The 26,088-nt window shown below is 46.4% G+C and carries 25 protein-coding genes; 2 read left to right on the forward strand and 23 right to left on the reverse strand.

The window, feature by feature from the left end; all coding sequences use genetic code 11:
• Positions 1 to 60 precede the first annotated feature (60 nt).
• The 8 genes from DWB64_RS14065 to DWB64_RS14100 form a co-directional block, all read right to left on the reverse strand.
• Positions 61 to 2,526, reverse strand: coding sequence for a Lon protease family protein (locus DWB64_RS14065; protein ID WP_129488887.1), 2,466 nt, complete (start codon positions 2,524 to 2,526; stop codon positions 61 to 63).
• A gap of 120 nt (positions 2,527 to 2,646) precedes the next feature.
• On the reverse strand, positions 2,647 to 4,110 hold the full coding sequence (locus tag DWB64_RS14070; RefSeq protein ID WP_129488888.1) for an O-antigen ligase: 1,464 nt from the start codon (positions 4,108 to 4,110) through the stop codon (positions 2,647 to 2,649).
• 4 nt (positions 4,111 to 4,114) lie between these two features.
• On the reverse strand, positions 4,115 to 4,594 hold the full coding sequence (locus DWB64_RS14075) for a DUF4330 domain-containing protein (RefSeq protein WP_129488889.1): 480 nt from the start codon (positions 4,592 to 4,594) through the stop codon (positions 4,115 to 4,117).
• Between the two features lie 9 nt (positions 4,595 to 4,603).
• Entirely contained in the window at positions 4,604 to 5,083 is a 480-nt protein-coding gene (locus DWB64_RS14080; RefSeq protein ID WP_129488890.1) for a DUF4330 domain-containing protein, read from the reverse strand.
• Positions 5,073 to 6,194 (reverse strand): glycosyltransferase family 4 protein, encoded by a 1,122-nt coding sequence (locus DWB64_RS14085; protein WP_129488891.1) that lies wholly within the window; start codon positions 6,192 to 6,194, stop codon positions 5,073 to 5,075. Before DWB64_RS14085 ends, DWB64_RS14080 begins: the two co-directional genes overlap by 11 nt.
• A gap of 8 nt (positions 6,195 to 6,202) precedes the next feature.
• Positions 6,203 to 7,438 (reverse strand): glycosyltransferase, encoded by a 1,236-nt coding sequence (locus DWB64_RS14090; RefSeq protein WP_129488892.1) that lies wholly within the window; start codon positions 7,436 to 7,438, stop codon positions 6,203 to 6,205.
• On the reverse strand, positions 7,438 to 8,694 hold the full coding sequence (locus DWB64_RS14095) for a nucleotide sugar dehydrogenase (RefSeq protein WP_129488893.1): 1,257 nt from the start codon (positions 8,692 to 8,694) through the stop codon (positions 7,438 to 7,440). The genes DWB64_RS14090 and DWB64_RS14095 overlap by 1 nt, the downstream gene beginning before the upstream one ends.
• Positions 8,695 to 10,134, reverse strand: coding sequence for a lipopolysaccharide biosynthesis protein (locus tag DWB64_RS14100; protein WP_129488894.1), 1,440 nt, complete (start codon positions 10,132 to 10,134; stop codon positions 8,695 to 8,697).
• 132 nt (positions 10,135 to 10,266) lie between these two features.
• On the opposite strand from DWB64_RS14100, the gene DWB64_RS14105 reads away from it, so the two are divergent.
• The gene (locus tag DWB64_RS14105) at positions 10,267 to 11,607 is read left to right on the forward strand and encodes a phenylacetate--CoA ligase family protein (RefSeq protein WP_129488895.1); all 1,341 of its coding nucleotides are present in this window, start codon (positions 10,267 to 10,269) and stop codon (positions 11,605 to 11,607) included.
• A gap of 50 nt (positions 11,608 to 11,657) precedes the next feature.
• On the opposite strand, the gene DWB64_RS14110 is transcribed toward DWB64_RS14105, so the two are convergent.
• From DWB64_RS14110 to DWB64_RS14180, 15 genes are all read right to left on the reverse strand, one after another.
• Complete coding sequence (locus DWB64_RS14110; protein ID WP_129488896.1) at positions 11,658 to 12,578, reverse strand: transketolase family protein; 921 nt, start codon at positions 12,576 to 12,578, stop codon at positions 11,658 to 11,660.
• Positions 12,579 to 12,580: 2 nt separating this feature from the next.
• A complete protein-coding gene (locus DWB64_RS14115; RefSeq protein ID WP_129488897.1) occupies positions 12,581 to 13,399 on the reverse strand; it encodes a transketolase in 819 nt (272 codons plus the stop codon).
• 13 nt (positions 13,400 to 13,412) lie between these two features.
• Positions 13,413 to 14,270: a YitT family protein gene (locus DWB64_RS14120; protein WP_129488898.1), complete on the reverse strand. Its 858-nt coding sequence runs from the start codon at positions 14,268 to 14,270 to the stop codon at positions 13,413 to 13,415.
• A 121-nt stretch (positions 14,271 to 14,391) separates the two neighbouring features.
• Positions 14,392 to 15,120, reverse strand: a complete 729-nt coding sequence (locus tag DWB64_RS14125) for a WecB/TagA/CpsF family glycosyltransferase (RefSeq protein ID WP_129488899.1) — start codon at positions 15,118 to 15,120, stop codon at positions 14,392 to 14,394.
• A 31-nt stretch (positions 15,121 to 15,151) separates the two neighbouring features.
• Positions 15,152 to 16,207 (reverse strand): polysaccharide pyruvyl transferase CsaB, encoded by a 1,056-nt coding sequence (gene csaB, locus DWB64_RS14130; protein ID WP_129488900.1) that lies wholly within the window; start codon positions 16,205 to 16,207, stop codon positions 15,152 to 15,154.
• A 20-nt stretch (positions 16,208 to 16,227) separates the two neighbouring features.
• The gene (locus DWB64_RS14135; protein WP_129488901.1) at positions 16,228 to 16,692 is read right to left on the reverse strand and encodes a hypothetical protein; all 465 of its coding nucleotides are present in this window, start codon (positions 16,690 to 16,692) and stop codon (positions 16,228 to 16,230) included.
• A 45-nt stretch (positions 16,693 to 16,737) separates the two neighbouring features.
• A complete protein-coding gene (locus DWB64_RS14140) occupies positions 16,738 to 17,091 on the reverse strand; it encodes a type II toxin-antitoxin system PemK/MazF family toxin (protein ID WP_129488902.1) in 354 nt (117 codons plus the stop codon).
• Complete coding sequence (locus DWB64_RS14145) at positions 17,092 to 17,367, reverse strand: CopG family transcriptional regulator (protein ID WP_129488903.1); 276 nt, start codon at positions 17,365 to 17,367, stop codon at positions 17,092 to 17,094.
• Between the two features lie 209 nt (positions 17,368 to 17,576).
• Positions 17,577 to 18,755, reverse strand: a complete 1,179-nt coding sequence (alr, locus tag DWB64_RS14150) for an alanine racemase (protein ID WP_129488904.1) — start codon at positions 18,753 to 18,755, stop codon at positions 17,577 to 17,579.
• A gap of 48 nt (positions 18,756 to 18,803) precedes the next feature.
• Positions 18,804 to 19,169: a holo-ACP synthase gene (gene acpS / locus DWB64_RS14155; RefSeq protein WP_129488905.1), complete on the reverse strand. Its 366-nt coding sequence runs from the start codon at positions 19,167 to 19,169 to the stop codon at positions 18,804 to 18,806.
• Complete coding sequence (locus tag DWB64_RS14160; RefSeq protein ID WP_129488906.1) at positions 19,162 to 19,752, reverse strand: hypothetical protein; 591 nt, start codon at positions 19,750 to 19,752, stop codon at positions 19,162 to 19,164. Before DWB64_RS14160 ends, acpS begins: the two co-directional genes overlap by 8 nt.
• Before the next feature lie 120 nt (positions 19,753 to 19,872).
• The gene (locus DWB64_RS14165; RefSeq protein ID WP_129488907.1) at positions 19,873 to 20,691 is read right to left on the reverse strand and encodes a stalk domain-containing protein; all 819 of its coding nucleotides are present in this window, start codon (positions 20,689 to 20,691) and stop codon (positions 19,873 to 19,875) included.
• Positions 20,692 to 20,795: 104 nt separating this feature from the next.
• Positions 20,796 to 22,193 (reverse strand): oxaloacetate decarboxylase subunit alpha, encoded by a 1,398-nt coding sequence (locus DWB64_RS14170; protein ID WP_129488908.1) that lies wholly within the window; start codon positions 22,191 to 22,193, stop codon positions 20,796 to 20,798.
• A 292-nt stretch (positions 22,194 to 22,485) separates the two neighbouring features.
• Positions 22,486 to 23,184: an anaerobic ribonucleoside-triphosphate reductase activating protein gene (locus DWB64_RS14175; protein ID WP_129488909.1), complete on the reverse strand. Its 699-nt coding sequence runs from the start codon at positions 23,182 to 23,184 to the stop codon at positions 22,486 to 22,488.
• A 9-nt stretch (positions 23,185 to 23,193) separates the two neighbouring features.
• Positions 23,194 to 25,299 carry a ribonucleoside triphosphate reductase gene (locus DWB64_RS14180; RefSeq protein WP_129488910.1) on the reverse strand — a complete coding sequence of 702 codons (2,106 nt, stop codon included), beginning with the start codon at positions 25,297 to 25,299 and terminating at the stop codon, positions 23,194 to 23,196.
• A gap of 320 nt (positions 25,300 to 25,619) precedes the next feature.
• Here DWB64_RS14180 and DWB64_RS14185 point away from each other — a divergent pair, with 320 nt between their 5' ends.
• On the forward strand, positions 25,620 to 26,060 hold the full coding sequence (locus DWB64_RS14185) for a bacteriohemerythrin (RefSeq protein ID WP_129488911.1): 441 nt from the start codon (positions 25,620 to 25,622) through the stop codon (positions 26,058 to 26,060).
• Positions 26,061 to 26,088 lie beyond the last annotated feature (28 nt).

Below are 26,088 nucleotides of genomic sequence, written 5' to 3' on the forward strand. Positions count from 1 at the left end.
CAGCAGAAGGGGGGCATGACCGCGAAGCAACTTAGACAGATTCTGTTTTGATTGATTTGTCTATTGATTTGTCTTTTTAGTTTTCTTTACAGGCGCTTCCTTCTCCTGTTCTTTTGAGTCTTTCTTCTCCACGTCGCTCTCTCGTTTTCTGATCGGCTTTGCAAGTTGTTTGATCCTTTGATTTACTCTGTAGTGAATGCTTCCTCTGGTAAATCCACCGGTGCTGGTCGCTTTGCCAGCTGGTACTCCCGTAAGAATCTCAATACCTTCATCTATGCTTTCTACGGCGTAGATATGGAACATGCCTGCTTTTACAGCTTCTATCACATCTTCTGCCAACAAGAGGTTCTTCACATTTTGATGAGGAATGATCACCCCTTGTCGCCCCGTCAGTCCTTTAAGTCGACAAACATGATAGTATCCCTCGATCTTCTCGTTCACACCGCCAATCGGTTGGATTTCACCGCGCTGGTTAACAGAACCTGTGACCGCGATGGACTGATTGATGGGAACGCCCGATAGCGAGGATAGGATCGCATAGAGCTCTGTCGAGGAGGCCGAGTCCCCTTCAATACCGGAGTAAAGCTGTTCAAATACGATAGTGGCTGTCAGACTAAGGGGTTTATCCTGTGCGTACATATGGCCCAAGTAACCGGATATGATCATGACACCCTTGTCATGGAGTCCGCCGCTTCGTCTTGCCTCGCGCTCGATATTCACTAGTCCTGCCTGACCTCTAAATGTGGATACGGTGATCTTGCTCGGCTTACCAAAGCTGTACTGTCCGCCACCGACCACTGCCAGTCCGTTGATTTCTCCTATTTTTTCTCCATCGACATCAATCAGGTAAGTGCCGTCCTCGAACATTTCAAGCACTTTTTCCTCATATTTGTTGGTTCGATTCTTCTTTTCCTCAAGGGCAGTATTGACGTGGTGGGCGGATACCACCTTGTCGCCCTTCACCTCCGCCCAGGCGTCGGCTTCTATGAGCACATCCACCAATTGGTTGAGATGCGTGCTCATCTTGTCCTTGCTTTCTGAAAGCCTTGTTGAATATTGGACCACTCTGCCTACAGCGGTCTTGTCGAAGGCCTTTAAGCCTTTCTCTTCGCAGTGTTTTGATATAAATCGAGCGAGTTTGTGCATGTTGTCGTCATTTCTGAGCATTTCGACATCAAAGTCCGCCTCGATCTTAAAGAGCTTTCTGAATTCCTCATCGTAATCATAGAGCAGATAATAGGTATAGGCGTCACCGATGATGATTACCTTCACATCCAGAGGAATCGGCTCCGGCTTCAAGGTTGCGGCGATCACATAATTGGTCTGGCTGCCCATTCCTTCAATGGCAATCTGCTCGTCGAGTAAGGCCCGCTTGAGGGCACGCCAGGAATAATAGCTTTGCAACAGGTCTTTTGCATGTAGAATTAAAAAACCACCGTTGGCTTCATGAAGCGCTCCTGCCTTGATCTGGGTGAAGTCGGTTCTCATCACGCCGAACTCGTTCTTATACTCGATCGCTCCGATCAGGTTGGAAAACGAAGGATTCGACTCAAAACGTATGGGCGCTCTTGTGAGTTCTGTGTTGTCCACAAAAAGATTCACTTTATAGCGGTCGAAAAAGGCTTCGGGGTTCTTGTTGGACAGCATCGCAAGCGGATTCTGTTCCATGGATTCTCCCTTTGCCTTGAAGTGGTCGATATGTTCGACGATATCGTTTGTCATATCCTCAAGATAGGCCTCAAGTTTTTGCCCGCCCTCAAAATTTTCGATGATTTTAAGCATGTGGTAGCTGACCACCCTGTGGCCCATCTGACCGTCGAGCTCCTTGACTTCTTTTCGATAGATCTCCTCTTCTTCCCTGAGCTTATTGAACAGCTCAATCGTCTCAAGACTCAACTTCTCTGAATTGACCTTCATCAAGTCGTATTCTTCATCCGAAATGTTGCGGTAGACCTCCTCAGTCATGGGTTCACCGTCAATGAGGGGGATGCTTACTAGTCCCCGTTCGTTTTGACTGAATCTGAACCCGAATCCCTGGCCGATCTCGTTGAGTTCCTCGATGATGGCTCCTGTAGCCTCCTGATACTTTTTAAGAATCTGATTTTTCGTGTTTTCATAATCCTTTGACGAGAATACGGTCTGAATCTCCTTTTTCAGAAAATCCACGGTCTTCTCCATCCACTTCACAAACTCCTTGCCAGTTCCCGCCTTTAGACTGATCGCCTTTGGCTGGTGGCTGTTTTCGAAGTTGTTGACATACAGCCAGTCCCTAGGTATCGGTTTGTTTGCGGCCTGTTTTTCAGTGATTTGCATGACATAGCTTGTCCTACCGGTGCCCCAGCTCCCAGCCACATAAACGTTGTAGCCTTTCTTTTTGATCGCAAGACCAAAGTCAATCGCCTTTGTCGCACGCTCCTGCGCGATCAGACCTTGAAGAGGTGTGAGTTCCGCCGTGGTTTCAAAATCCAGGCAGTTGACATCACAATCGCAAGATAGATCCTTTACTGTAAGTCTTTTATGTTTCATAGTAACCTCCTCAGTGTCACTTAATTGTATGGCTTGATTTGTCGCTTCGTATTAGTTCCTTTACCCAATAATAAAAAAAAAAACCTACGAATCAAATATTCGTAGGATAAATTTAACATTTTATTTTAGGGACGTTTCCCTATAACTTAAGGCTAATGCAATCAGTCCCCAGAAATAGACGACCATCATGGGAACTTCAAATACGTTCTCAACGGCATTCTGGAAAAACACGCCCAAAAGACCGATGAAAATACCCGAAACGGCCAGCATGTCTATCAGAGACTTCTGTGCATGAATCACCCGTTTGACTTCCGCGAGCGTCACGGTAAAGAGGACCAGCATGCTCATAAGTCCAACAGCACCCATCTCTCCGAGTGTCTTCAGGTAATAACTGTCCACATAAAACGGAGTCAGGTCGTGGTGCGTCGCAACCGCTCCGCCAAAACGTCCCAGTCCCTGTCCGAACCAGGGCTTGTCCAGCCACTGGTCGATGGCATATTGATACCTGATGACACGTCCACCCCTTGCAGATTTTGCAAAGTACTCGGGAGTGAACAGGTAGAACAGTCGGTCCGAAACGCTTTTCATGCTTACCAGAAGAAGACCCAGAGCCACAATCAGATACTTGACTATCTTAGGATAGAACAATACAAAAAACAATCCGAGCGCTCCGGCCAGTGCGAGCCATGACTGTCTAGAGTAGGTGAAAAGAAGTCCAAGGATCATCGCAGGGACAGAAACCAAAGAAAGCATCCTAAACCACTTGCTATCGTCGGTGAAAACCGATGCGCCTACAACAGGAATCGTCAACACGAAGACCGCAGCAAGGATGTTGGGGCTCCCGATGATCGAAAACACCCGTGTGGTGATGGTCTCGGTGCTGTCGACCCAGTTACCCGGCATCTGCACTCCGACAGCCATCTGATAAAGCGAATGAAAACCAAGAAAAGCCCCGGTTACGATCACACTTCTAAAAATAAGATGCCTGTTCGACGAGTGGATCAGTTGCCTGATGACGAAGAACCACAAGACATACTGGTATACCGCCCTAAAGCCTTCTACTGCGACATTCATCTCGGGTGAGACAATGCCGAGCAGACCGACGCCTACTGCGATAAAGAGCATCAGTAGAAAATCGACTCCACCGAACCTCCAGTGATACTCCTCATCCACCCATATCGAACGGGTCAGCACATAGCCGAACATCAAGAGCAGCGCAAGCTCGTCCCAGACGGATGAAAACCTGGCAAGCGGAGTGATCGTCCTCATCCCGTAGTCGATAAACAGGAAGTTAAAGGGGATGAGCACGACATATCTGTCGACTTTTCGCATCATCATGACCACAAGGCCGCCGCGTCTGAAGATCGCGCTGTTCCTGCCCGAACGGTTCAGAAGGTCCTGTAAGGCATGTACACGGTTCAGCAACCCAAATATCAGTTTGAAAAACGCGCCGCTGCGAAGCCATTTGATGGACTCGCTCTTTTTGGCGCTCACTTGCTCGTATAATAAGCCTAATAGGTAATAGATGCCCCTGATGCCGGCACCTATCAGTCTGTAGATTAAGCTATTCCTTATAGCAGTCATCTTACTATTCCTCTACTTTCAATACGCGTGTAGAGAATTTAAAAAGGTTGGATTCCAAAAACATCATGATTCCAGGTCGAACCTCTTGATTGCCGAGTTTAAGCACCGCACCCTTCTGATCCAGTTCGGCTTCGATCGTCACAATCGCCTTGGCCTGACCTGCTCTGAGGATTTCGGTTTTTCTTTCGTCGATGACCACGAGGGTCTCGTCGTATGGAAGGAGCTCTATCGCTGTGATGTAGGCGTCCATATCACGCTTGGACTCACTCAGACGGTCTCCGATACGGATATGGTCAAGCATGCCCTCATCTTGAGCATAGGCTTCCACCTGAATCGTCACCTTTTTAGAAGTCGAGGTCATGGAGCCTGGATCGATGCCTCCTCCTGTTATTTTGTAGGCGATACCGATCACGACAAATATCGCGATCACAAGTACCACCCAGTCCACTGTTTTCATAATTCTCTTTGTCTTTGTCTTTGTCATAGCCGCCCCCTAGTTCACAATCTCAAGGCCGACGATATAGCCAAAAGCTTCTGCGTGCGCAGTCTTGATGTAGTAGTTCACTCCGACTTTAAGTTCTTGTCCGCCCAGTTCCATATAAGAGGCGTAGCTGTTCACAAGCGCCTTATAGGTCACATAGAGGTCATAATAACCCTCACGCGAGGTTTGAATAAGTTGTCCGTCTCTCAGTTCAAAGACGATTGACGGCTCCCACCTGACTTCTGTTATCTCACTTGCGTCCAACTCACTTGTACCAGTCATGGCCTTGTCGCCTATTTTAAAGGCTTCGACCACTTCCATCGGCACCGAAGGCGATTTCGCTGTCAATACGACTTCCTTCTTCCCAGAGATCGAATCGACCACACCCTCGCTTCCAAACAAGGCGTCGCGGTTTAGCACCACTACGACTGCGGACAGTATCAGTAGAAGAATGACGATGTCAATCCAATTGAATTTCTTTTTAGTTTCCATGTTGCCCCCTTAATAATTGGCGGTATACTTCATCATAAGCTAAAGCCATCACCTTATTCGAAAATTGACGGTTGACCTTGCTCTTAAGGGCTTGACCCAACCGTTCACGTAAGTTAATATCCTCAACCAGTCTTTTCAACCTCATCGCAAAGGCATCCTTGTCTCCGATAGGAACCATCAGCCCGTCCACCTCGTCTTCGATCAGGGTTTTCATTCCGCTGACCGCCGTGCAGACCACAGGCCTACCAAGCGCGCCGCCTTCCATCACAGAATAGGAGACCCCTTCTGAATAGGAGGACAGCAGGTTGATATCGATCGCCTGATAGAAGTCATAGATCGTATCGACAAATCCGATAAAATGGACCTGTTCCTCCATGCCATAGTTGCGCACACGTTCCTTCAGCGTATTCACATACTCGGGATGCCCGATGCCCGCGATCACGAACTGAACCGGTTGGCCCTTGAACTTGGCGGCGATGTCGATCAGCATGTCGATCCCTTTGACAGGATGTATCCTTGCGGCGATTCCGCAAATCGTATGGTTTGTATCGATATCGTACTCGTTTAAAAACGTTTCCCTCGACTTTTCGGGTTTTACAAGCGACAAGTCGATGCCATTTGGGATATAGGTGCACCTGTCCGTACCGATGCCGTCCGCATAGATGACTTCGATAAATCTGTCCGACACGGTGATAAACCTGCGTATCCGTCTGATCGACCATTTTATCACAGGTATGGCGATCATGCGCTTCAGCGTGTTTCCGCTATACTCATGGTAGTAATCCGAATGGATCGTAGCCACTGTGGACAGTTTGCCATGGAAAACCGAAGCAAGCGCTGAAAAGAACATGGCCTTTAACCCGTGGGCATGGATGACCGCACCCCCGCGGCTGGACGTTCTGATCTCCCTGATCAGTCGCATTGCAGCAAGCGGAGTCAGCGGGTATACGCTGACAGGCACTGAAAGAAGACCGCATAACTCGACGATCTTGCCGGTTCCGAAGGCGATTACTTCTACTGTATGCAGCTCCTTTTGAGCTTTGATCAGTGCGCTGACTTGTGTCGTCGCACCGCCTACATCATTGCCATTGACAATGTGAATGATTTTCATAATATCCCCTACGCTTTTTTAAAACACTTGGCCAGAGCTTCTGTCTGAGCTTTTCTGCTGAATTTTTCTATCGCATCCACATCAGGCTCGTATCTCTGCTCGCCTTGTGTCCACTGGACATACCTGCTATGAATGCTCTGCTTGATGGCTGTGACGTCTTCTGTATTTACGACATCACCTGTATTTGTATCCAGGATCACACTTGCAGCCGCGCCGTCTATAGGCACTGTGGCAAGCACTGGAATGTTCAACTTGATGTACTCGAACACTTTTCCGGTATAGAAGTTCTTCTCGGATTCGATGAGCAGCAGCAGGTTCGCCTTACCCATATGGTTGAGTAAGTCCCCGTGGGACATGTATCCTGTAACACTCATGACTCCATCGAGACAAAAGTGGTCCGCATGGCCTTTCATGATATGCTCATGATAGTTGCCGATAAACTCGATGCTCACACGGTCACGGTCGATCGCCCCTTCGCCAATCAGTTCTGAGAGGGCCATAAGCACATGATCCGGTTTTCTTCGTCCATAGAGGGCGCCTGAATAGACCATGTGGAACCGATCGTTGTCCTGGTTGCTCTGTCTGTAGTCCGCGAAGTCGTCATGGTCGAATCCGTTTGGAATATAGGTGCTATGATGGGCGATGTCAGGCGTGTCTGTGATGAAGTTCTTCAACATGAAGGGTGTGTTCGTAATCAAAAAATCACAGTTTTCAACAATCCCAAGCTCTAGCTTTCGCTCGATTGGATGTCTCAGCCTCATCCATAGCTTTTCAGTGCTGTATGGATTGTTGGTCCATTCATCCCTAAAATCGGCGATCCATTTGACATGGGGTCTTTTCCGCTTGATATATTCAGCCAAAAGATGGTCGCTGTAGGGATAGGACGTCGAGTAGAGGATGGTGATATTGAACTCATCCACTAGCGACAGGACGTGTTTTCTGTTTTTACGGTACCAGAAAAACTCCGCATCCGGAATAAAAATACGGGTTCCGACAGCGCGTTTCACCTTTCCGAGGAAGCCTTTGCCGTTCACCCAGTCCGTGCTTTCAAGATCATGCCTTTTCAAGTCGGAGGGCAGGTCTTTGAGCAGCGACTCGTCATAGAGTCCCCCACAATATTTTTTTGTGACTATGATGGGCTCATAACCGAACTCCGGTAGGTACTTTGCGAACTTAGCGCTCCTTTGCACACCGGACCCGCCAATGGGTGGAAACTCATTGGCAATCATCAATACCTTCTTCACTACTTTCCACTTCCTAACACATAGTTGACAAATCGTTTGTCATCCTTCAGTTTATCCGCCCAGAAATTGCGAGTATCCAAAATCACTGGTTTTGCGACAACATCGTACATTCTATCGAAATCGATGTCCGCATAGGTCTTATGGTTCACAGCAAGCACGACCAGCGACGCGTCCTTTAGCGTCTCATAGATGTCCTTATTGTATCTTTCGATAAAGGGATCGTGAACCTGCACATCGAATCCATCGTTTCTGAGCAGTTCGTCAAGCTCTACGATAGGACTCTCCCGCATGTCGTCCACATCCGGTTTGTAGGTGATTCCAAGCAGAACCACCTTGCTTTTAGGTTCTGCGAGCGCTTTTACACGGTTAAGCACGTGATGAGGCATGGAGTCGTTGGTCTGTCTTGACGCATTCATGATCCTTGCAAGGTCTGGATGTTTTTCAACGATAAACCAAGGATCCACAGCGATACAGTGTCCGCCTACGCCAGGACCTGGCATATGGATGTTCACACGTGGATGATGGTTGGAAAGCTCGCGAACCTCCCATGCGCTGATGCCCATGTTCTCACATATTTTAGCAAGCTCGTTCGCAAGCGCTATGTTGACATCCCTATAGGTGTTTTCCATCAGCTTGCACATTTCTGCGGTCTTGGAGTCGGTGATGAAGATCTCACCTTTTACAAAGGTCTTGAAGAGCGCTTTTACGGCTTCAGAAGAAACATCGTTGATTCCGCCGACAATTCTGCTGTTTTCCACAAGCTCGATAAGGATTCTACCTGGAATCACCCGCTCAGGCGAATGCGCCACGTAAATGTCCGTTCCGATGTCAAAACCGGTCTCCTTAAGAATTGGCACCACGATATCGTCAGTGGTTCCCGGAGGAGAAGTCGACTCGAGTACTACGATATCACCTTTTTTGAGCACCGACTTGATCGTATGGCAGGCAGCCTCCACATAACGCATATCCGCCTTATGGTCTGGAGTGATCGGAGTCGGTACGGCGATGAAGAAGACATCCGCAGGCTCGATGACCGTAGTCGCACGCAGCTTTCCAGTATCCACCGCATGCATGACAAGGTCGTCAAGATAAGGTTCCTCTATGACTATCTTTCCTTTGTTCAGCTCATTGACCGTATGCTCGTTGACATCGAATCCCACCACATTGAAGCCGTTGCTCGCATACATGGCAGCTGTAGGTAATCCGATATAACCGATGCCGATCACGCAGATTTTTTTATCTTTTATAGTTGTCATTTAGTCTTGCCTCCTGAATTTGGATAGTAGATAAGTTAGTTCATTCTTAAGTTCACCTGTGACTATGAGTGCTGCCGAGTAGACAAGAACCGCACAAGAGACCACTGCAATAAGAGTGAGCCAGCCTGTGATGAAGTTTTTTGTCAAAAGTACCGGAATCGCCATCGCAGACGACGCAAGGCAGATCCTTGCCACACTCTTCCATTTTATGATAATCTCGTACTTGCTCTTGACCATTACGGCTAAAATCAGCAGATAGACGAGATAGGACAGGAAAGTCGTCATCGCGGCGACGATGATTCCGCCGCTTGGCACATAGATCAGATTTAAAATCAAATTTAGTGAAGCCGCCGCCACACTGGCTAAAAATATCGGCTTCGTATTCTTGTTCAGCTCCAGCGGTTTGATCAGGTATTCGGTGAGCCCTAAAAGCAGCATTCCCGCAGCGACCCAACCAATAACAGAATAGCCCACTACATATTGTAAATCAAGAATTCTTGCCGAAATATCATACGATAGTAATACAAGTCCCACAGCTGCGGGAACGGCTAGTAGAAGATACATTCTCAGCCCTTGCCATATCACGCTTGGATAGGAAGACCTATCCCTTTCAAAATGCTTGAGTATGTTTGGATAAACAGCCCTCATCATGGCGATCATGATCATCGAGAAGGCTGCGGCGGCTATACCGTAGTTGGCCTGATAGATGCCTGCGCTCCCGCCGACTAGGAACCTGTCGATCACAAACCGGTCTGACATGCTCGTCACCGACATGGCAAGCGCCATGCCTATAAGCGGCACTCCGTAATGTAGAAACTTCTTAAACAGCGCGTAGTCCCACTCAGAAAACTTCCAGAATGTGATAAAAGACGACCTTGCAAGCAGAACCGCGAATAGGACAGCATCGACTGTGATATGCGAAATCACGATCCCTGCCCATGGCGAAACCACTTGACTCAGCCCCCAGGTCAGAAGCACCTTTACACTTAATGTCGCTGTTGAAGCGCTCACAGAAAGCATCACTTTCTTATTGGCTGCGAGCACCGCGATCATCAGCTGCGTTCCGGAATAAAAGACAAACCATAAGAGACTATAAAGTATCCAGACCCTGTAGTCCGAGACAAAGGCGTAGATCAGGCCCGCAACAGCAAGATAGATCGACTGGAGTCCCAGCCAGGTGGTAAGGAGCGTCGAGATGTATTTTGTCTTCTCCGAATCGGTCTGCGCCTCGTTGATGTGCCTGTAACCCGCATGAAGCAGCCAGCCGACAATCAGCTGATAGCACATCAGCACCGTACCGTTTAGCAGGATGTAATGGTCGTAGAGCTGCGGTGTCAGAATTCTCGTGTACAGACTTATCATTAAAACACCTGCAAGACCCTCTATGAGTTTTGCAGGTAAATAAAAGAGTATATCCTTATTCATGCCTTTGTTCATCATCTAATCCCCTAAAGTAGTTTTCATTACTCTCATTATACTGGAATCCATGCAATAAACCTATGAATACCGATTGGATTTTCTTTTTTTTTTATGTAATATCGCTTATCATTAGGATAGGTAGAGGAGGTTACTATGGATATCATCAAACCACTGATTCGTCATGCCCTATATCCCTATATGGAGCACATAAAGGGCAATCACATAAGAACAAGGATCACGCAGCTTCTCGAGACCGACAAGTCTGAGAGCGCATCCTTGCAAAAGCAGCAGGACCAAGCATTAAAGAAGCTCTTGCTGCACTGTATCAAAGAAGTTCCCTATTACATGCCTTATACGCATTTGGAGCCTGTCATCATAAAAAATCCCAAGGATGCGCTAAAACAGTTTCCCGTACTTGATAAGAAAACTTTCAGCCTTAATCCCCAGGCTTTTCTTTCGGTATCTTCGAAAGTGGAAGACCGTATCGAAAACCGAACGGGTGGATCCACGGGAGAACCTGTTAGATTTGTGATCGACAGGAATACGGTCGAATTCTACGAGGCGTGCAGGTATCGCGGACTGTCCTGGTACGGGATCACCCCCTATGACCGATCGATCATGGTCTGGGGATCCCCTGTGGAAATCGACGTACTTAAAAATAAAAAGGCTCAGTTCAAGGAAAAGATCCTTAAAAACCGTGTGGTCATTCCGGCATACTCCCTTAAAAAAGAAGAAATCAAGTCCCATGTCGCGCTGATCCACCGCTATAAGCCGGACTACATCTACGGTTATGCGTCGGCCTTGTTCGCACTTGCGCAGCTGATCGAATCGGAAGGCCTGCGTATCGATCATCAGCTTAAGGGCATCGTCAGCACTTCGGAAAATTTGTTCGAGGAGCAGCGGATCCTCATAGAGAGTGTATTTAAAACGACTTGCATCAACGAATACGGAGCAAGGGACGGCGGCATCATCGCCTATGAGTGTCCAAGCCACAACATGCACCTGGCGGAGGAATCGCTTTTTGTAGAAACGGTCGATCTGAACTCTGATCTTGCCACCTCCGCTAGTGGAAAACTGCTGATCACAGACCTTCACAACTATAGCATGCCAAGACTCCGCTACCAGGTCGGAGACCTTGGCAAGATAGAAGCGTCCACTTGCGCTTGCGGCAGGAAGCATCGGATTTTGACAAGCCTTGACGGCCGCGTGGACGACATGTTCATCACAAAGACCGGCGAATACGTGCATGGCCATTTCGTCAACCACATCGCCCGTGACATGAACGCCTTCGAGACCTTCCAGGTCATCCAGACCTCCCCTGAACACTTTGACATCGCGATCGTCCCAAAACCGGACACTACCGACGGGCAGATAGAACACTTCGTCGACCTGATCGCAAAAAAGTTCGATACGAAGGATATAACCGTGAAAAAAGTTTCAGAAATTCCAAAGTCCGCATCGGGCAAGATACGATATGCGAAAAGAGCCTTCTAATAAGAAAAGCTGTTACATCCCTATGGGATATAACAGCTTTTTTTGATAGTTTATTTTGCAGCCTTGTAAATCGCTTCAGCAGTCAGATTGTATTTGATCAAAAGTTCCGCTGGATTTCCAGATTCGCCGAATGTGTCCATCACAGCGATCGGTCTAACCGGCACCGGATGGTGCATCGCCACTGTTTCAGAAACTAAGCTAAATAGTCCGCCGATAACGCTATGTTCTTCAGCTGTAACGATTCTGCCTGTTTCTTTTGCAGCCTTCACAATGATGTCCGTGTCGACTGGCTTTAGCGTATGCATGTCGATGACTCTTGCACCGATTCCGTCAGCTTCTAGCATCTTTGCAGCCTTGATCGCTTCTGCGACCATGATGCCTGTAGCGATGATCGTAACGTCGTCACCGTCCCTAAGCGTGTTACCCTTACCGATTTCAAACGTAGCGTTCTCGTCGTAGCAAGCATCCACAGCAAGTCTTCCAAGACGAACATAAGCAGGTCCGTGGAAATCGGCTACAAGTCTTAAAAGCTTATCTGTAGACACGCCGTCCGCTGGATTTACCACCGTCATGTTCGGAAGTGAGCGCATGATCGCCAGATCTTCGATCGCTTGGTGCGATGCTCCGTCCTCGCCGACTGTAAGGCCCGCATGAGTCGCACACACTTTTACGTTAAGTTTCGGGTAGCAGATCGAGTTTCTGATGATCTCAAACGCTCTACCCGCCGCAAACATGGCGAATGTAGAAGCGAAAGGAACCTTGCCGACTGTCGCAAGACCAGCCGCAACACCCATCAGGTTCTGTTCAGCAATACCCATGTTAAAGAATCTATCTTCATTCACTGATTTAAAATCAGCCGTTTTTGTTGATTTTGAAAGGTCAGCGTCAAGAACTACAATATTCGGATTGAGTTCGCCAAGTGACACTAAAGTTTTTCCGTAAGCTTCTCTAGTTGCAATCTTCTTCATGATGCTTACCTCCCTAGTTCTTTCATCGCTTTTTCGAATTGTTCAACATTTGGCGCAGTACCATGCCAGCCGGCCTGGTCTTCCATGAATGAAACGCCTTTTCCTTTGATTGTAGTCGCAATAACAAGTGTAGGTTTTCCCTTTACTGTTTTCGCTTCTTCAAATGCTGCAAGTAGGGCCTCTACATCATGTCCATCAGTCACGATGACATTCCATCCGAAGCTGAGGAACTTCTCGTCCACTGGAGACACATTCATGACTTCCGAGTTCTTACCGTCGATTTGAAGACCGTTGTAGTCAAGTACCGCAACCAGGTTGTCCAGCTTGTAGTGGGCGCCTGCCATAGCAGCTTCCCACACGATGCCTTCGTTAAGCTCGCCATCTCCAAGCAGTACGTGGATACGCGCTGATGAGTTGTCCAGTTTTTTACCGATAGCCATACCGATCGAGCTTGAAAACCCTTGACCTAATGATCCTGTCGACATTTCAACTCCTGGAGTGCCTTTCATGTCTGGATGGCCTTGTAGCATGGCTCCAGTTTTTCTTAACTGCTTTAAAAGCTCAGGCTTGAAATAGCCACGTCTTGCAAGTGCGCTGTAAAGTACAGGTGCCGCATGACCTTTTGACAGAACGAATCTGTCTCTTTCGTCATTTGAAGTGTTCTCCGGATCAACGTTCATCACGTTGAAATAGAGTGTTGCAAGTATATCTGCTGAAGATAACGACCCACCTGGGTGACCCGAACCTGCTAAATGAACCATTTCGACAATATCCTGTCTAATGACATTCGCAGTTGATTTAAGCTGTTCTACAGTTTGTTTCATTCAAAAACCTCCACTAGTCAATCTCTTTAAAGCCTTCTCCTAGTACTTCATGAACGGTAGATACCGTTATAAACGCTTTTGGGTCGTAAGCCGCTGCGACCGCTTTCACTTTTGCAACTTCAGCTCTGGATACCACACAAAGTAAAACGCCCTTTTGGGAACCTGTGTACATTCCTTTGCCGCTTAAAAATGTCACACCGCGATTCACTTTTGTGATGATCGCGCTGGATAAAACATCGGGGTGGTCGGTGATGATGGTGAGGGACTTCGAGTAATTCATGCCCTCTACAAAAAAATCGGCCACCTTTACTATAATATATAAAGCAATCATCGAATACAATGCCGTTTCGATACTTTTATGAACAATCCCTGCCGAAATGACCACTAAGAGGTCGATCAGCATCATCAGTTTCGCAAGTGACAGATGTGGAAAGAACCTTTTGAGTATCGCTGCCGCAAGATCCGTTCCGCCAGTCGTTCCACCCTGCCTGAATACAAGACCGATCCCAGCGCCTGTGAGTATCCCTCCAAAAACCGCTGCCAGCAGCAAATCGCCTGTGACGGTGGCCGTTGAGGCATACCGCTCAAAACCATAAAGCATTATCGATAACATCCCGGCGCCAAAGGCCGTTTTCGCACCGAATGTTTTTCCTAAAAAGAACACGCCCAAGACAAAAAGGGGGATGTTGACGGCTAAGTTCGTAACCGAAATAGGTATACCTGTCAACGTCTGTACGACGATGGCGAGTCCTGTCACGCCACCTGGCGCGATAGTATGCGGCGCCAAGAAAAGGACAAGACCCATCGCAATGATAAAACATCCGATGGACATGATTACATAGTCCATTATCCATTTTAAACGATTATTCATAATAAAACACCTCATTAATATTAACAATTAATCAATATTTACATTATCACTTATCACCATGGAAAACGTTCTCCAGTTTCCACGCATGTAAAAACCAGCCCTCTTGGGCTGGTTTTGAAATTTATATTTTTCTAGTCGTTACGACTTTAAGCATAAACAGAGGCAGTCGCAACATTCTTTTTAGTCTTGAAGGATCGATGATAAGTCGATGGAACCATTCAAGTCCCATGTTCTGCATCCATTTCGGAGCCCGCTTGACATGTCCGGCCCATATGTCGACAGATCCGCCCACACCCATAGCGACTTTACAGCTAAGGATGTTCTTGTGCTTATGGATCCATAGTTCTTGTCTTGGCGCACCCAGACAGACAAATAGGACGTCCGGTTTTACTTCGTTGATATGATCGATGATCTTTAGTTCCTCTTCGTCATCAAAATATCCGTCTTTGGTGCCTTTGATCATGATGTTTGGAAACTCTTCCACGATATGAAAAGCGGCTACATCCGCAACCTCAGGTTTTCCACCTAAAATGTAGATGCTTCCTTTAGTCGTATTGAGGAACTTAAGAACACGTTCCATCAGATCGATGCCTGGAACCCTTTCCTTTAAACCCAGTTTATGAATCTTTGACGCATAAATCAGCCCTATACCGTCCGGCACCACCAACTCTCCATCAAGCAAGGCCCGTTTCAGCTCTACATTTTCTTGTGCCAAAAGAACGATTTCTGGGTTTGGAGTGTAGATCGCCGCTGTTTTCTCACGCTTTAAAAACGTGACAAACTGCTTGAAAGCGTCTTCAAGAGTAACATTGTCAATTCTCACACCAAATATTTTCACACTTGTCTTCATCACATTCTCACCATTCCACTTCTAATGCATCCTAATTACAGTCATTTATCCAAGTCATAAGCAGTTCCATTTGCTCAGTCGCTGTTTTGCTAAGGTCGACCAAGTTTTCATTTAGCAACATCCTATACTTCTCCAAATTCATAAGCATATCGTCGATGGCGTCGGATAGTTTTTCGCTGGAAATCGACTCTGTCGTGCATCCGACCTTTTGATCGACCTGCCTTGCGAAGCTTGCGACCTTTGGGTCGTAGCTGACCGCTATAAACGGAGTATGGGCGATCGTCGATAGAATAAGGGCATGCAGTCTCATTCCTATTGTGAACGATGCGTGTTCCAAACACTGCTTAAGCGCCTCGATATCGTGCTCCAAAAGACTCACGTGTCCTCCCTTTTCAAGCAGGGGTCTGCTGAATAGGCTATCATCAGGCTGTTTCATCGGAACAAGAACAGTATCATAACCGAGTCTATCCAGTTTGTCAATGGTGTCGCTCACAGCTTCCAAGATGGCCAAGTCGTTTTTCCAAGGTCTCAGAGACATGACGACATAAGGCCGTTTACTTGGTTTATCCGCATGGGTAGTCTGATCCGACCTTTGTAAAAATACGCAGTCCACACCGTTGAACAACCTTTTGGGCTGATAACGCGCAAAGGCTTCATAGGCGTCCTGGTCTCTTGATACGATTCCGTCGACATTTTTAAGTAGGAACTTGAGCATCATACGGTTGTAGCCATGTGTGACAGGACCGTATCCGTTACCCATCAGATAGACTTTTTTACCTAACAGCTTGCCAAGTCCGAGAATTCCCATATAGTAGTACAGCGATTTAGAACTGGTTCCGTCTTGAAGTATGCTACCGCCACCGCTTACGAGTATGTCGGTCTGGAGTATCTGCTTGATCAGGCCTAAGCCTTTCGAACGCGAAACTCCTTCCACTCCATGTACCCGTTCGGTGTCGTGGGCGTTATAGCTCAAAACCTTGATCGCTATCCCGCCTTGTTCCTTAAGAAATCTGGTGATTGAAGAAAGAAGCACTTCATCTCCCATATTATCGTATCCGTAGTATCCAATTAAAAACAACTTTTTCATCTTTTGCGCCCCATGCCAATTTATTCAATCACAATATACGGACCTTTTATCATTATCCAGAACTCTTGGCTGTCCTGTGCGATCTTAAGACCACGTCCATCTTCAGCAGGAACAAACAGCAAATGGTTCAGTGGTACGATTTCATCCGCCATAAGGTCAATGCCAGTCGTCAAATCAGGTATCTTGTTGTTTAGCGGATCAACCACCACCGCTTTTCCCCTTCTGACGATAAACTCAGTGGAATCGGAGAACGCAATCCTTGTTCCATTTTTAAACGTCAGCTTTTCAAACACAGGCGCTTGACCGTCCGATGTCGACTGTGACCCTAAGATCTCACGCTTAATCTCATCCAGTCGTTTTTCGACATAAGACAGCGATACCAAAGGATCTTGATCGGTACCAGGTGAAGAGAATGCAAATACGACCACTCCCAGACCAAAACTCAAGCCAAGCATCAGAAAAATCAGATTCTTCATTCGCACCATCTTGTTTCTCCTCTAAAAAAAAGCTTTTGACAGCCGTCAAAAGCTTCACACTTCGTCATAAAGTCCTAAACTGACTATCAGCGCATCATCGACAGCCTTCATCAGAATTTTGTCGACATGCCCCAGCTTTTGACTTAAACGTTTTTTATCGATTGTCCTTATTTGTTCCATCAAAATGACGGAATTTTTAGTCAACCCATGCTTGCCTTTTTTCAACTCGACATGGGTAGGAAGCTTAGACTTGGTGATTTGTGCAGTAATGGCCGCAACAATAACAGTCGGGCTGTATTTATTCCCGATGTCGTTTTGTATGATTAAAACCGGCCGAAGACCGCCTTGTTCAGACCCCACCACTGGTGAAAGGTCGGCAAGAATAATGTCACCACGTCTAATTTCCATTTACTTTTTCCTCATTTTTAAGTTGTGTTCATAATCGTCCAATGAGGTCATATCTCCTACAAATCCCGTTTCAGCATAATCCAAATTGATCTCAGCCATTTGCTCATAGCCGGACCGTAATTCTTGTATACGCTGATTTCTTTTCAGTTCGCCGATGTAAAGTTTCATCGCTTCATTAATTATGGCGCCGTGGTCAGAATGGCACTTGACATAATGTTTGTACTCTCGCTTCATATCCTCAGAAAGATATTCAAAAACTGGATTTGTCCCCTGCATAAGTTCCCTCCGCTCACTCTTTACCAAAAGGTTTTTTACGACAGCGTCGCAGAGTGAATTTTTTTATCATCATATGAAAATTTAGGGCAGTAACCCTAGGGTGCCTAAAATCTAGGCTATGTAAATATGCATTTGGGTGATGAAATTACTAATCCTATTATACCCTAAATCACGCTAATATTCGCAACTATTCTTTCTGTAATGTTTTTTTAATCAATAGCGGACAATTTAAGCACATCATCACTGATCGCTACCAAGACGCCCTTATGATAATAATGCCTAGGAACACGCTTGTCAATCATACAAACAATTTCATAGTTGATCGTACCGACGGCATCGGCAATTTCATCGATTGATTTGAACGCACCTTCATGTGTACCGAACATCGTGACGATATCTCCGATTTTAGCGGACTCGTCTGTCACGCTGACCATACACTGGTCCATGCAAATTTTCCCTACAATCCGCATGCGTTTTCCACGGAGAATCACATCCGTCTTTCCCGTCAGCATTCTTGTGAATCCGTCGGCGTACCCCAGAGGTAAAGTGGCGATTCGCTCGCCTTCTTTGGCGGTATAGATATGCCCGTAACTTACGCTATCCCCTTCATGCAAGGTCTTTACCAGAGAAATCCTAGCTTTGAGGCTCATGACTTCCTTCAGTTCGACCGCAGTGTGGTCCACCTCTTTCGACGGATAAAGGCCATAAAGCATGATGCCCGCTCTGACCATGTCGCAATTGTATTGCGGCAGGTCGATGATGGCGGCTGAATTGCTCACGTGTTTGATCGGCACCGTAAAACCGGCATTTTCAATCGCTTCTATCACCTGGTTGAAACGACTAACCTGATGATGGGTCGTTGACTTATCCACTTCATCCGCACATGCGAAGTGTGTATACACCCCCTCGATGAAAAGGTGCTCAAGCGAGAAGCAAGCGACTACGGATTGTGTACCCGCTTCATCACATAAAAATCCTAACCTGCTCATTCCTGTATCCAGTTTAAGGTGCACGGTCATTTGAGTGGAACACTCGCCGGCCGTTTCATTGAAGAACTTTGCTTGTTCCAGCGTGTAGACCGTCTGTATCAGTTGATGGTCGATCACCTTCTGAGCCAACTCATTCGGCGTATAGCCAAGAACCAATATCGGAGTGTCTTTAAAGGCTTTTCTCAGGCTGATTGCCTCGGATAAGGTGGCTACAGCGAATCGGTCAGCACCGTTATCAAGCAGTGTCCTCCCGATTCTTGCAGCACCATGTCCGTATCCATCCGCTTTGATGACCGCAGTCACAAGCGATTTCTTATCTGTCACTCTTCTTACTTCACGTATGTTGTGTGCTAAATTGTCTAAGTTGATTTCTGCCCAAACGGGTCTTGTCGCCTGCATGTTCGAATCTCCCTGAATTTGAATTTTGTACTCTTCTATTTTACCCTATCACTCAGCGATTGCATAGCCTACCGCGTAAGCTTTCGCATGGGAGCAGCTCACATGGACAGCGGTGATTCCATATTTATTCATCACCGTCTTTATTGATTCATTCAAGGTTACGATCGGTTTTCCAAGATCATCCCTGAGCACCTCGATATCGATGAGGTTGAGTCCTCTGAATCCAGTTCCGAGGGCCTTTACGACCGCTTCTTTCATCGCAAAGTTCGCTGCGATGGTTTCCGTCCTGTTTCCTCTTGTTTTGAACATTTCCAGCTCACAGGCAGTGAAATTTCTTGTTAAAAACCGTTCATTCTCACAGGCGTCCTTCACTCGATCGATTTCGATGATGTCCGATCCGATTCCCTTAATCATTGTCCTTTTCCTCGCCCTTGTAGAATCCATCCAGTTGTTCGGTGATTTCCTTTCCAAGCAGATGGTGCACATATTGATACATTTCATTATTTTTTGCTTCTAGTGAAAACTTCTCCTCATACATCGATCCGAGTTTTTCCCTCAGGGTCTTGATCTCAAGATCCAAAACCTCGGTTCGTTCCTTTCCAGCTTTGAGCAGTTCATACATCCACCGGACCGAGACGATTCCTATCTCCCTATTCAGTTTCTTGATGGCAGTCGGTAGCAACTCCGATTCGTACTGTAGCTGGTCGATTTCGTCATTGATTTCATGGATTCGACCTTTCATCTCATCCACCTGCCCTTCATCCTCGATCTGCCCTTCCTGATGTCCGTCGGTCACCTTGATGATGTCGTTAAGCAACCTTTTCTTTTCCCTTTTCAGGCCGATGAGTTCGCCTTCTATCTCCGTCAATCTATTGTTAAGCTTCACAAGTTCATCATACTCTCTACTTACTTCAGGTAAGGAATCCTTTACCAGCTGGAGCCACTTTTTATCATCTATCAGCAAAGGCACCCTGTCGATTACTCGTTCAAAATCCATTTCCACTCTCCCCCTCGCGTTATGACCGCATCCTATCTACAGTATAATCAATTACGGGCAATAAAAAAAGAAAACCGAAAAAAAAATGGCGCTTGCCCATAAAGGTTTGCGCCATTTGTCCTAGTAGTAAAAGTAATCCCCTTCGATCTCCTTGTAAAAATCGCTTTGAGGTTTCCAGCTAAAAGGCTTTAGGTTGAAATACAGGCATGTCTCGACGTTGTTTTCTCCATATAGCGCTCTCGTTGCCGCTTCTATACTCACCTCATCCGGTTCAATGCCCGGGAAGCTGGTCCAGTGCGCTGGAGGAAACTGACCTTTTTGCATGATCACATCATATACCGTATCAGGAAACTGATCGCTTTTCACACGGTTTAGAATCACATTGGCTACAGCGATCTTTTTAATCACCGACCCGTCTCTCGCTTCGACACTTACCATGCGTGCCAACCACTCGAGTTCCTTCTCGTCGATAGGTGCTTCGCCAGTCAGTTCTTCTGGAATGACGACATCCTCTTTTGTAATCTGGACGGTCCTACTCTCTGAGATCCACGTCACTTCCGATAAAAAGAACTCTGCAAAAACACGCACCGGAACATATAGCCGTCCCTCACTGATAAAGGTATGTCCTTCAATCGGAATTTCAGTGTCGATCCTCAAGGATTTACCGCCACCTTGTCCGAATACCAGATGCATATCCTCTTTTACAAAATGCGCCACTGCGTTTGTCTCGTCCCAAGTGACCTGGGCACCAAGTGCCTCGGCTACAAACCTTGCGACTACGTAGACACGCCCGTCGATCAGAAGATGCTCCGCATCTGTCTTAAGGTAAGTGTCGTTGATTTTAACCGATACAGGAACCGGTTCGGCAAAAGCGATTTGAGTCAGTACCATTATTAAAATCAGCAAGAGGCTCATTTTCCTATTAATCTTATTGTTCATTTTTTTCTCCAATCTTCAACTGATGAATACCAACCAGTGTATCACAAATCAAAAAAAAAGAAAACACCACCAGACCTAAGGGGTCCAGTGGCATCTGTCATTTACTAGATGTAGTGAGTCTGGTCTTGCTTGTTTCCGAATTCATTGTCCACCTTGTATTTCTTTGTTTGACGAAGTTTGAAGAACTCAAGTGCGACTTGAGGGAACAGAGCGTAAGAAAGGACATCCTCCTCTTGCTCAAGGTATTCCTTCATCTCGTTTCTGAATCCTTCAAGCTGAGGTTCTATCGTGTCTGCAGGTCTGCAAGTGATCGGAGTTTCATCACCGATGATCTTCTTTATGATTTCCGCACTGATTGGAAGCGTTGGCTTACCGTACATTCCACGGACGTATTCTTTGATCTCTTTAGGAATCATCTTATAACGTTCGCCCATGATCACGTTCAATACCGCTTGAGTGCCGACCATCTGGCTTGTTGGTGTTACTAGAGGCGGGAATCCTAAGTCCTCACGTACCTTAGGCACCTCTTTTAATACTTCCTCGTATTTATCAAGCGCGTTTTGTTGTTGCAGCTGTGACACAAGGTTTGACAACATTCCACCAGGCACCTGGTAGATAAGTGTATTGATGTCTACGCTCAGCATTTTAGGACTCAGTATGCCCGAGGCCATGTAAGCTTCACGAATCGGTCTGAAGTGATCTGCGATCTCGCTTAAGAGTTCAAGATCCAGTCCTGTAGCATAGTCTGATTCCTTCAGCGTCGCCACTAAGGATTCCGTCGGCGGTTGCGAAGTACCCGAAGATAGAGGCGAGATCGCCGTATCCACAATGTCCGCACCTGCTTCAATCGCTTTTAGGTACATCATGCTGGCAAGGCCGCTTGTCGCATGTGAATGCACTTCAAGTGGAACCGATATCGCAGCTTTGATCGCACCCACAAGCTCACTTGCATAAAATGGCGTTAAAAGACCCGACATGTCTTTGATGCAGATTGAATCGGCTCCCATCGCTTCCATCTCTTTTGCAAGCTCGACATAGATCTGAGTCGTGTGGATTGGACTGATGGTATATGAAATAGCTGCTTGCGCATGGGCACCAGCCTTTTTAGTCGCATCAAGAGCGACTTTAATATTTCTCGTATCGTTGAGCGCGTCGAAAATTCTGATGATATCGATTCCATTTTCAACGGATTTCTTAACAAATTCTTCCACCACATCATCTGCATAGTTTTTATAGCCGAGGATATTCTGACCCCTCAAAAGCATTTGAAGTTTAGTGTTCTTCACGTGTTTGCGGATCGTACGTAGACGTTCCCAAGGATCTTCATTTAAAAATCTAAGACATGAGTCGAATGTCGCTCCACCCCAACACTCAAGTGCGTGGTAACCGACCTGGTCCATTTTTTCTAGAATTGGAATCATTTCATCGATTTTTAGTCTAGTCGCCATTAATGATTGATGTGCATCTCTTAAAGCAGTTTCTGTAATCTTAACTGGACGCATGTGTTCCTCCCATAAAAAACATGATGCATAAGCATCTAATAAGCTTGTTGTTACCCTAATATTTAAACCGAATTTGCGCTCAAAGTAAATATCTAAACATCAACAACTAATTTAATATACAAATTGCTCAATTCATTTAAATAAGAAAAGGATTAATCGATTTGGCTTTCTTTTAAAAAGAAAAATCCACTCTAAAAAGAGTGGATTTTCAATAAAATAACGTTTTCACCTTGTGATTCAGTGTCTTTTATTGCACAATACCGGCATTATCGTTACCTTTTTCTATTACTTGCTAATAATTCCCTCTAAGTTCTATGGTCTCAGCAAGACCATGTTTCAAAAGCATTTGCTTTAGGCTATCCATTTCAGTCAGGCTATAGGTTTCGAACCGGATATCCTTATGGTTGCTTTGAGCATGGTGGAACTGCTGAAGCGCCCATTTTCGAACCGGCTTATGAAGGTCAAACAGACTTACAAGCCTTTCGATGGAATGCTCGCTTCTTATGAGCGTCGTGCGTACTTCATAAGCGCTTTTGCTTTCGTTCAGAATCGACAACACGTCCATAGCTGAGGCGAAGTCGCACTCCGTCCCACCGAGCATGGCGGTGTAAGACTCGGATGTCCCCTTCACGTCAAGCGCGATATAATCTACCAGCGACTCAGAAATAAGCTTCTTAATCAACTCAGGTCTCGCACCGTTGGTGTCGAGTTTCACATAAAAACCATTCGCCTTCAAATCGCCTATGATTTTCAGTAACGAGGGATGAAGTGTGGGTTCGCCACCAGAAATCACCACAGCGTCTATCAGATGTCGGCGCGAGATCAAGTTTGCCAAAACCTCAGACCAGGATGTGCCGATCGAGCTGTCATGCCGAATCAGCTCCGCATTATGGCAGTAATCGCAAGAGAGGTTGCATCCGCTTAAAAACAGCACCGCGGCCATTCGCCCTGGATAATCGATCATACTGGTCTTGATCCATGAGTGTATCATTACAAGCTCCTAATTGATTTCAAAAGTCACACGTTCCTCGAATTCAGCCTGCTTGCCATCGTTCCAATTGCTTACAGGACGATGATATCCTACGATTCTAGTCCATACTTCGGTGGTTTTTTGGCAAGTAGGGCACTTAGGCACCTGACCGCTGATATACTGATGGTCCGGGCAGATGCTGAAGGTCGGAGTCAAGGTAAAATACGGAATGCTATAGTTTGACATCACTTTTTTGAGCACGTCCTTGACCGTTTGCACGTCGTTGATCTTTTCAGTTAAAAATGCATGGAAGACGGTTCCGCCTGTATATTTGGTCTGCAGCGATTCCTGCATGTCAAGCGCGTCGAACAGGTCCTGGGTATGCCCCACAGGAAGCTGCGTGCTATTGGTATAATAAGGCTTATCCGTACCCGCTACCGAGATGTCCGGGTATCTTTCAAGATCGAGTTTTGCAAATCGATACGCGGTGCCTTCTGCAGGACTTGCCTCCAGGTTGTACAGGTGCCCTGTCTCCTCTTGAAAACCTACTAGGATGTCATTCATATGATCCAGGATTTCCTCAGCCATCTGAAGTCCTACAGGCGTCGTGATATCCTCGGTATCTCCAGTCAGATTACGAATGCACTCGTTCATTCCGTTTGGACCTATGGTCGCAAAGTGATTGAACCAATATTCCTGGTGCGAGTCATAGATATCCTGCAGGTAATACCTCGAGTAAGGATAAAGACCGCTATTGATGTTTTCTTCAAGTACCTTGCGTTTGAGTTCCAAGGAATCCATCGCAGTTCGCATGTGTCTGCCCAGTTCTTCCTTGAGCTTCTCCATGGAAGCCGAAACATAACCGAGTCGGGCCATATTGATGGTCACTACGCCGATCGACCCCGTTTTGGGATTGGCTCCAAATAGGCCGCCACCTCTTCTGATAAGGGCCTTGTTGTCCAGTCTCAGTCTACAGCACATGGACCTGACATCTTCAGGATCCAGATCCGAACTCACAAAGTTGCTGAAGTAGGGGATGCCGTATTTCGCTGTCATCTCCATAATCCTATTGCTGACTTCGTTATCCCATTCCCAGTTGTCGGTGATATTGTAGGTAGGGATAGGGAAAGTGAAGATCCGCCCTTTGGCATCGCCCTGCATCATGACTTCGCAGAAGGCGATATTGATCATATCCATCTCCTTCTGAAAATCCTTGTAGGTATAGTCAAACTGACCTTCTCCACCGATGATCACCGGTAAATCGGCATGGGTAGAAGGTACCTCCTTATCCATGGTGATATTGAAGAAGGGCGTTTGAAAACCGACACGCGTTGCAACGTTCATGTTGAAGATGAACGCCTGCATCGCCTGCTTGACTTCAGGATAGGTCAATCTGTCAAAATAGATGAAGGGTGCGAGAAGCGTGTCGAAATTTGACACCGCTTGGGCACCCGCAGCTTCTCCCTGAAGCGTGTAGATAAAGTTGACCAGCTGCATGAGAGCCGAATCAAAATGTTTTGGGGCCCCGGACTCGACCTTTCCTTCGGCGCCGCAGAAACCCTTTCGGAGCAGGTCCTCCAGACTCCAGCCACAGCAGTAGGTGGATAAAAGTCCCAGGTCATGTATATGTAAATCCCCCGTGCTATGCGCGTTTCTTATGCTTTCATGATAGACCGAGTGCAACCAGAAGGTCGCGGACGCTTTGGCGACGACATGGTTGTTAAGGCCCTGCAGGCTGTAATTCATATTCGAGTTCTCTTTGACTGTCCAGTCCTTTTGACCCAGATAGCCATCAAACAGATCCAACATGTCAAGGGCTGAATGTTTGATTTCGCGCTCTTTCTTATGCTCATACCGGTATTTGATGTAGGATCTTGCCGTATCGTATTCGCCCATTCGCATCAAGACACGCTCAACCGTATCCTGTACTTCCTCAACCGTAGGCAGGTGCTCCACATCATAGACTTCCTCGAGTTCGAGCGTCACATATTCCGTCGCAACCTCCGCTACCTTTCTCAATGTCTTTTTGGTTCTATTTTTATTGCATGCGTATAGCGCCTTAAATACCGCGTTTTCAATTTTACACGGATCAAAAAATGCGATTTCGCCATTTCTCTTTTGCAGTCTTGTAAACATTTCCCATCACTCCCATAAAAAAATCACCTCTTGGCGTACTTCCTTATCCATTGTATCAAAGGAAGTATAGATGCTCAATGAGGCTTAAGACACTTATCTCATTTTTGTAATAATCGCCAATTAATCGTTAACGGTTGTCAAGTATACCCAAAAACATCCGGTGTTGAAGCGGATTGACTATTTGTCAATTGGATATTTACTACAATAAAACCATGAAACCGGTTCGACTTAGCTTTTTAAAATCGTCAATTGAAAATCCGCTCCTTTTACGTTACAATTAGTTACCAAAGTATAATCGTACAGTAAAGGAGCGCGACACTATGTTATTCAACTGGAAACCGGAATATGCTACAACCATCACAGAAATCGATGTTCAGCACATGGAACTCGTAAGACTTGGAAGACAGATCGAAAAACTGCTCTTTAGCGGCGCTGAGGATATCTACGACGAGCTCGTCGAACTCATCGACAGCCTGAAGGCGTATACCATCTATCATTTCGCTTCAGAAGAAAGCCTGCTTGAGCGATATGCCTATCCTGCACTCGACGCCCACCAGGTGGAGCATCAAAAGTTCATCGACGAATTGAACGAAATCGATCTGAGCGAGTTGGATATCAATCAGAAGGCCTATGCGATGGATCTGATCAAATTCATCAGCAAATGGATTTTTTCACACATCCTAGGTGCGGATTCAGACTATAAACTCTTTTTCATGAATGAAAATCTGATCGAGAAAGCCAACAGCAATCAAACCACATAACACGTTATAGTCAAAACGACAGAGCCAA

The organism is Fusibacter sp. A1 (assembly GCF_004125825.1).
GTDB lineage: Bacteria > Bacillota > Clostridia > Peptostreptococcales > Acidaminobacteraceae > QQWI01.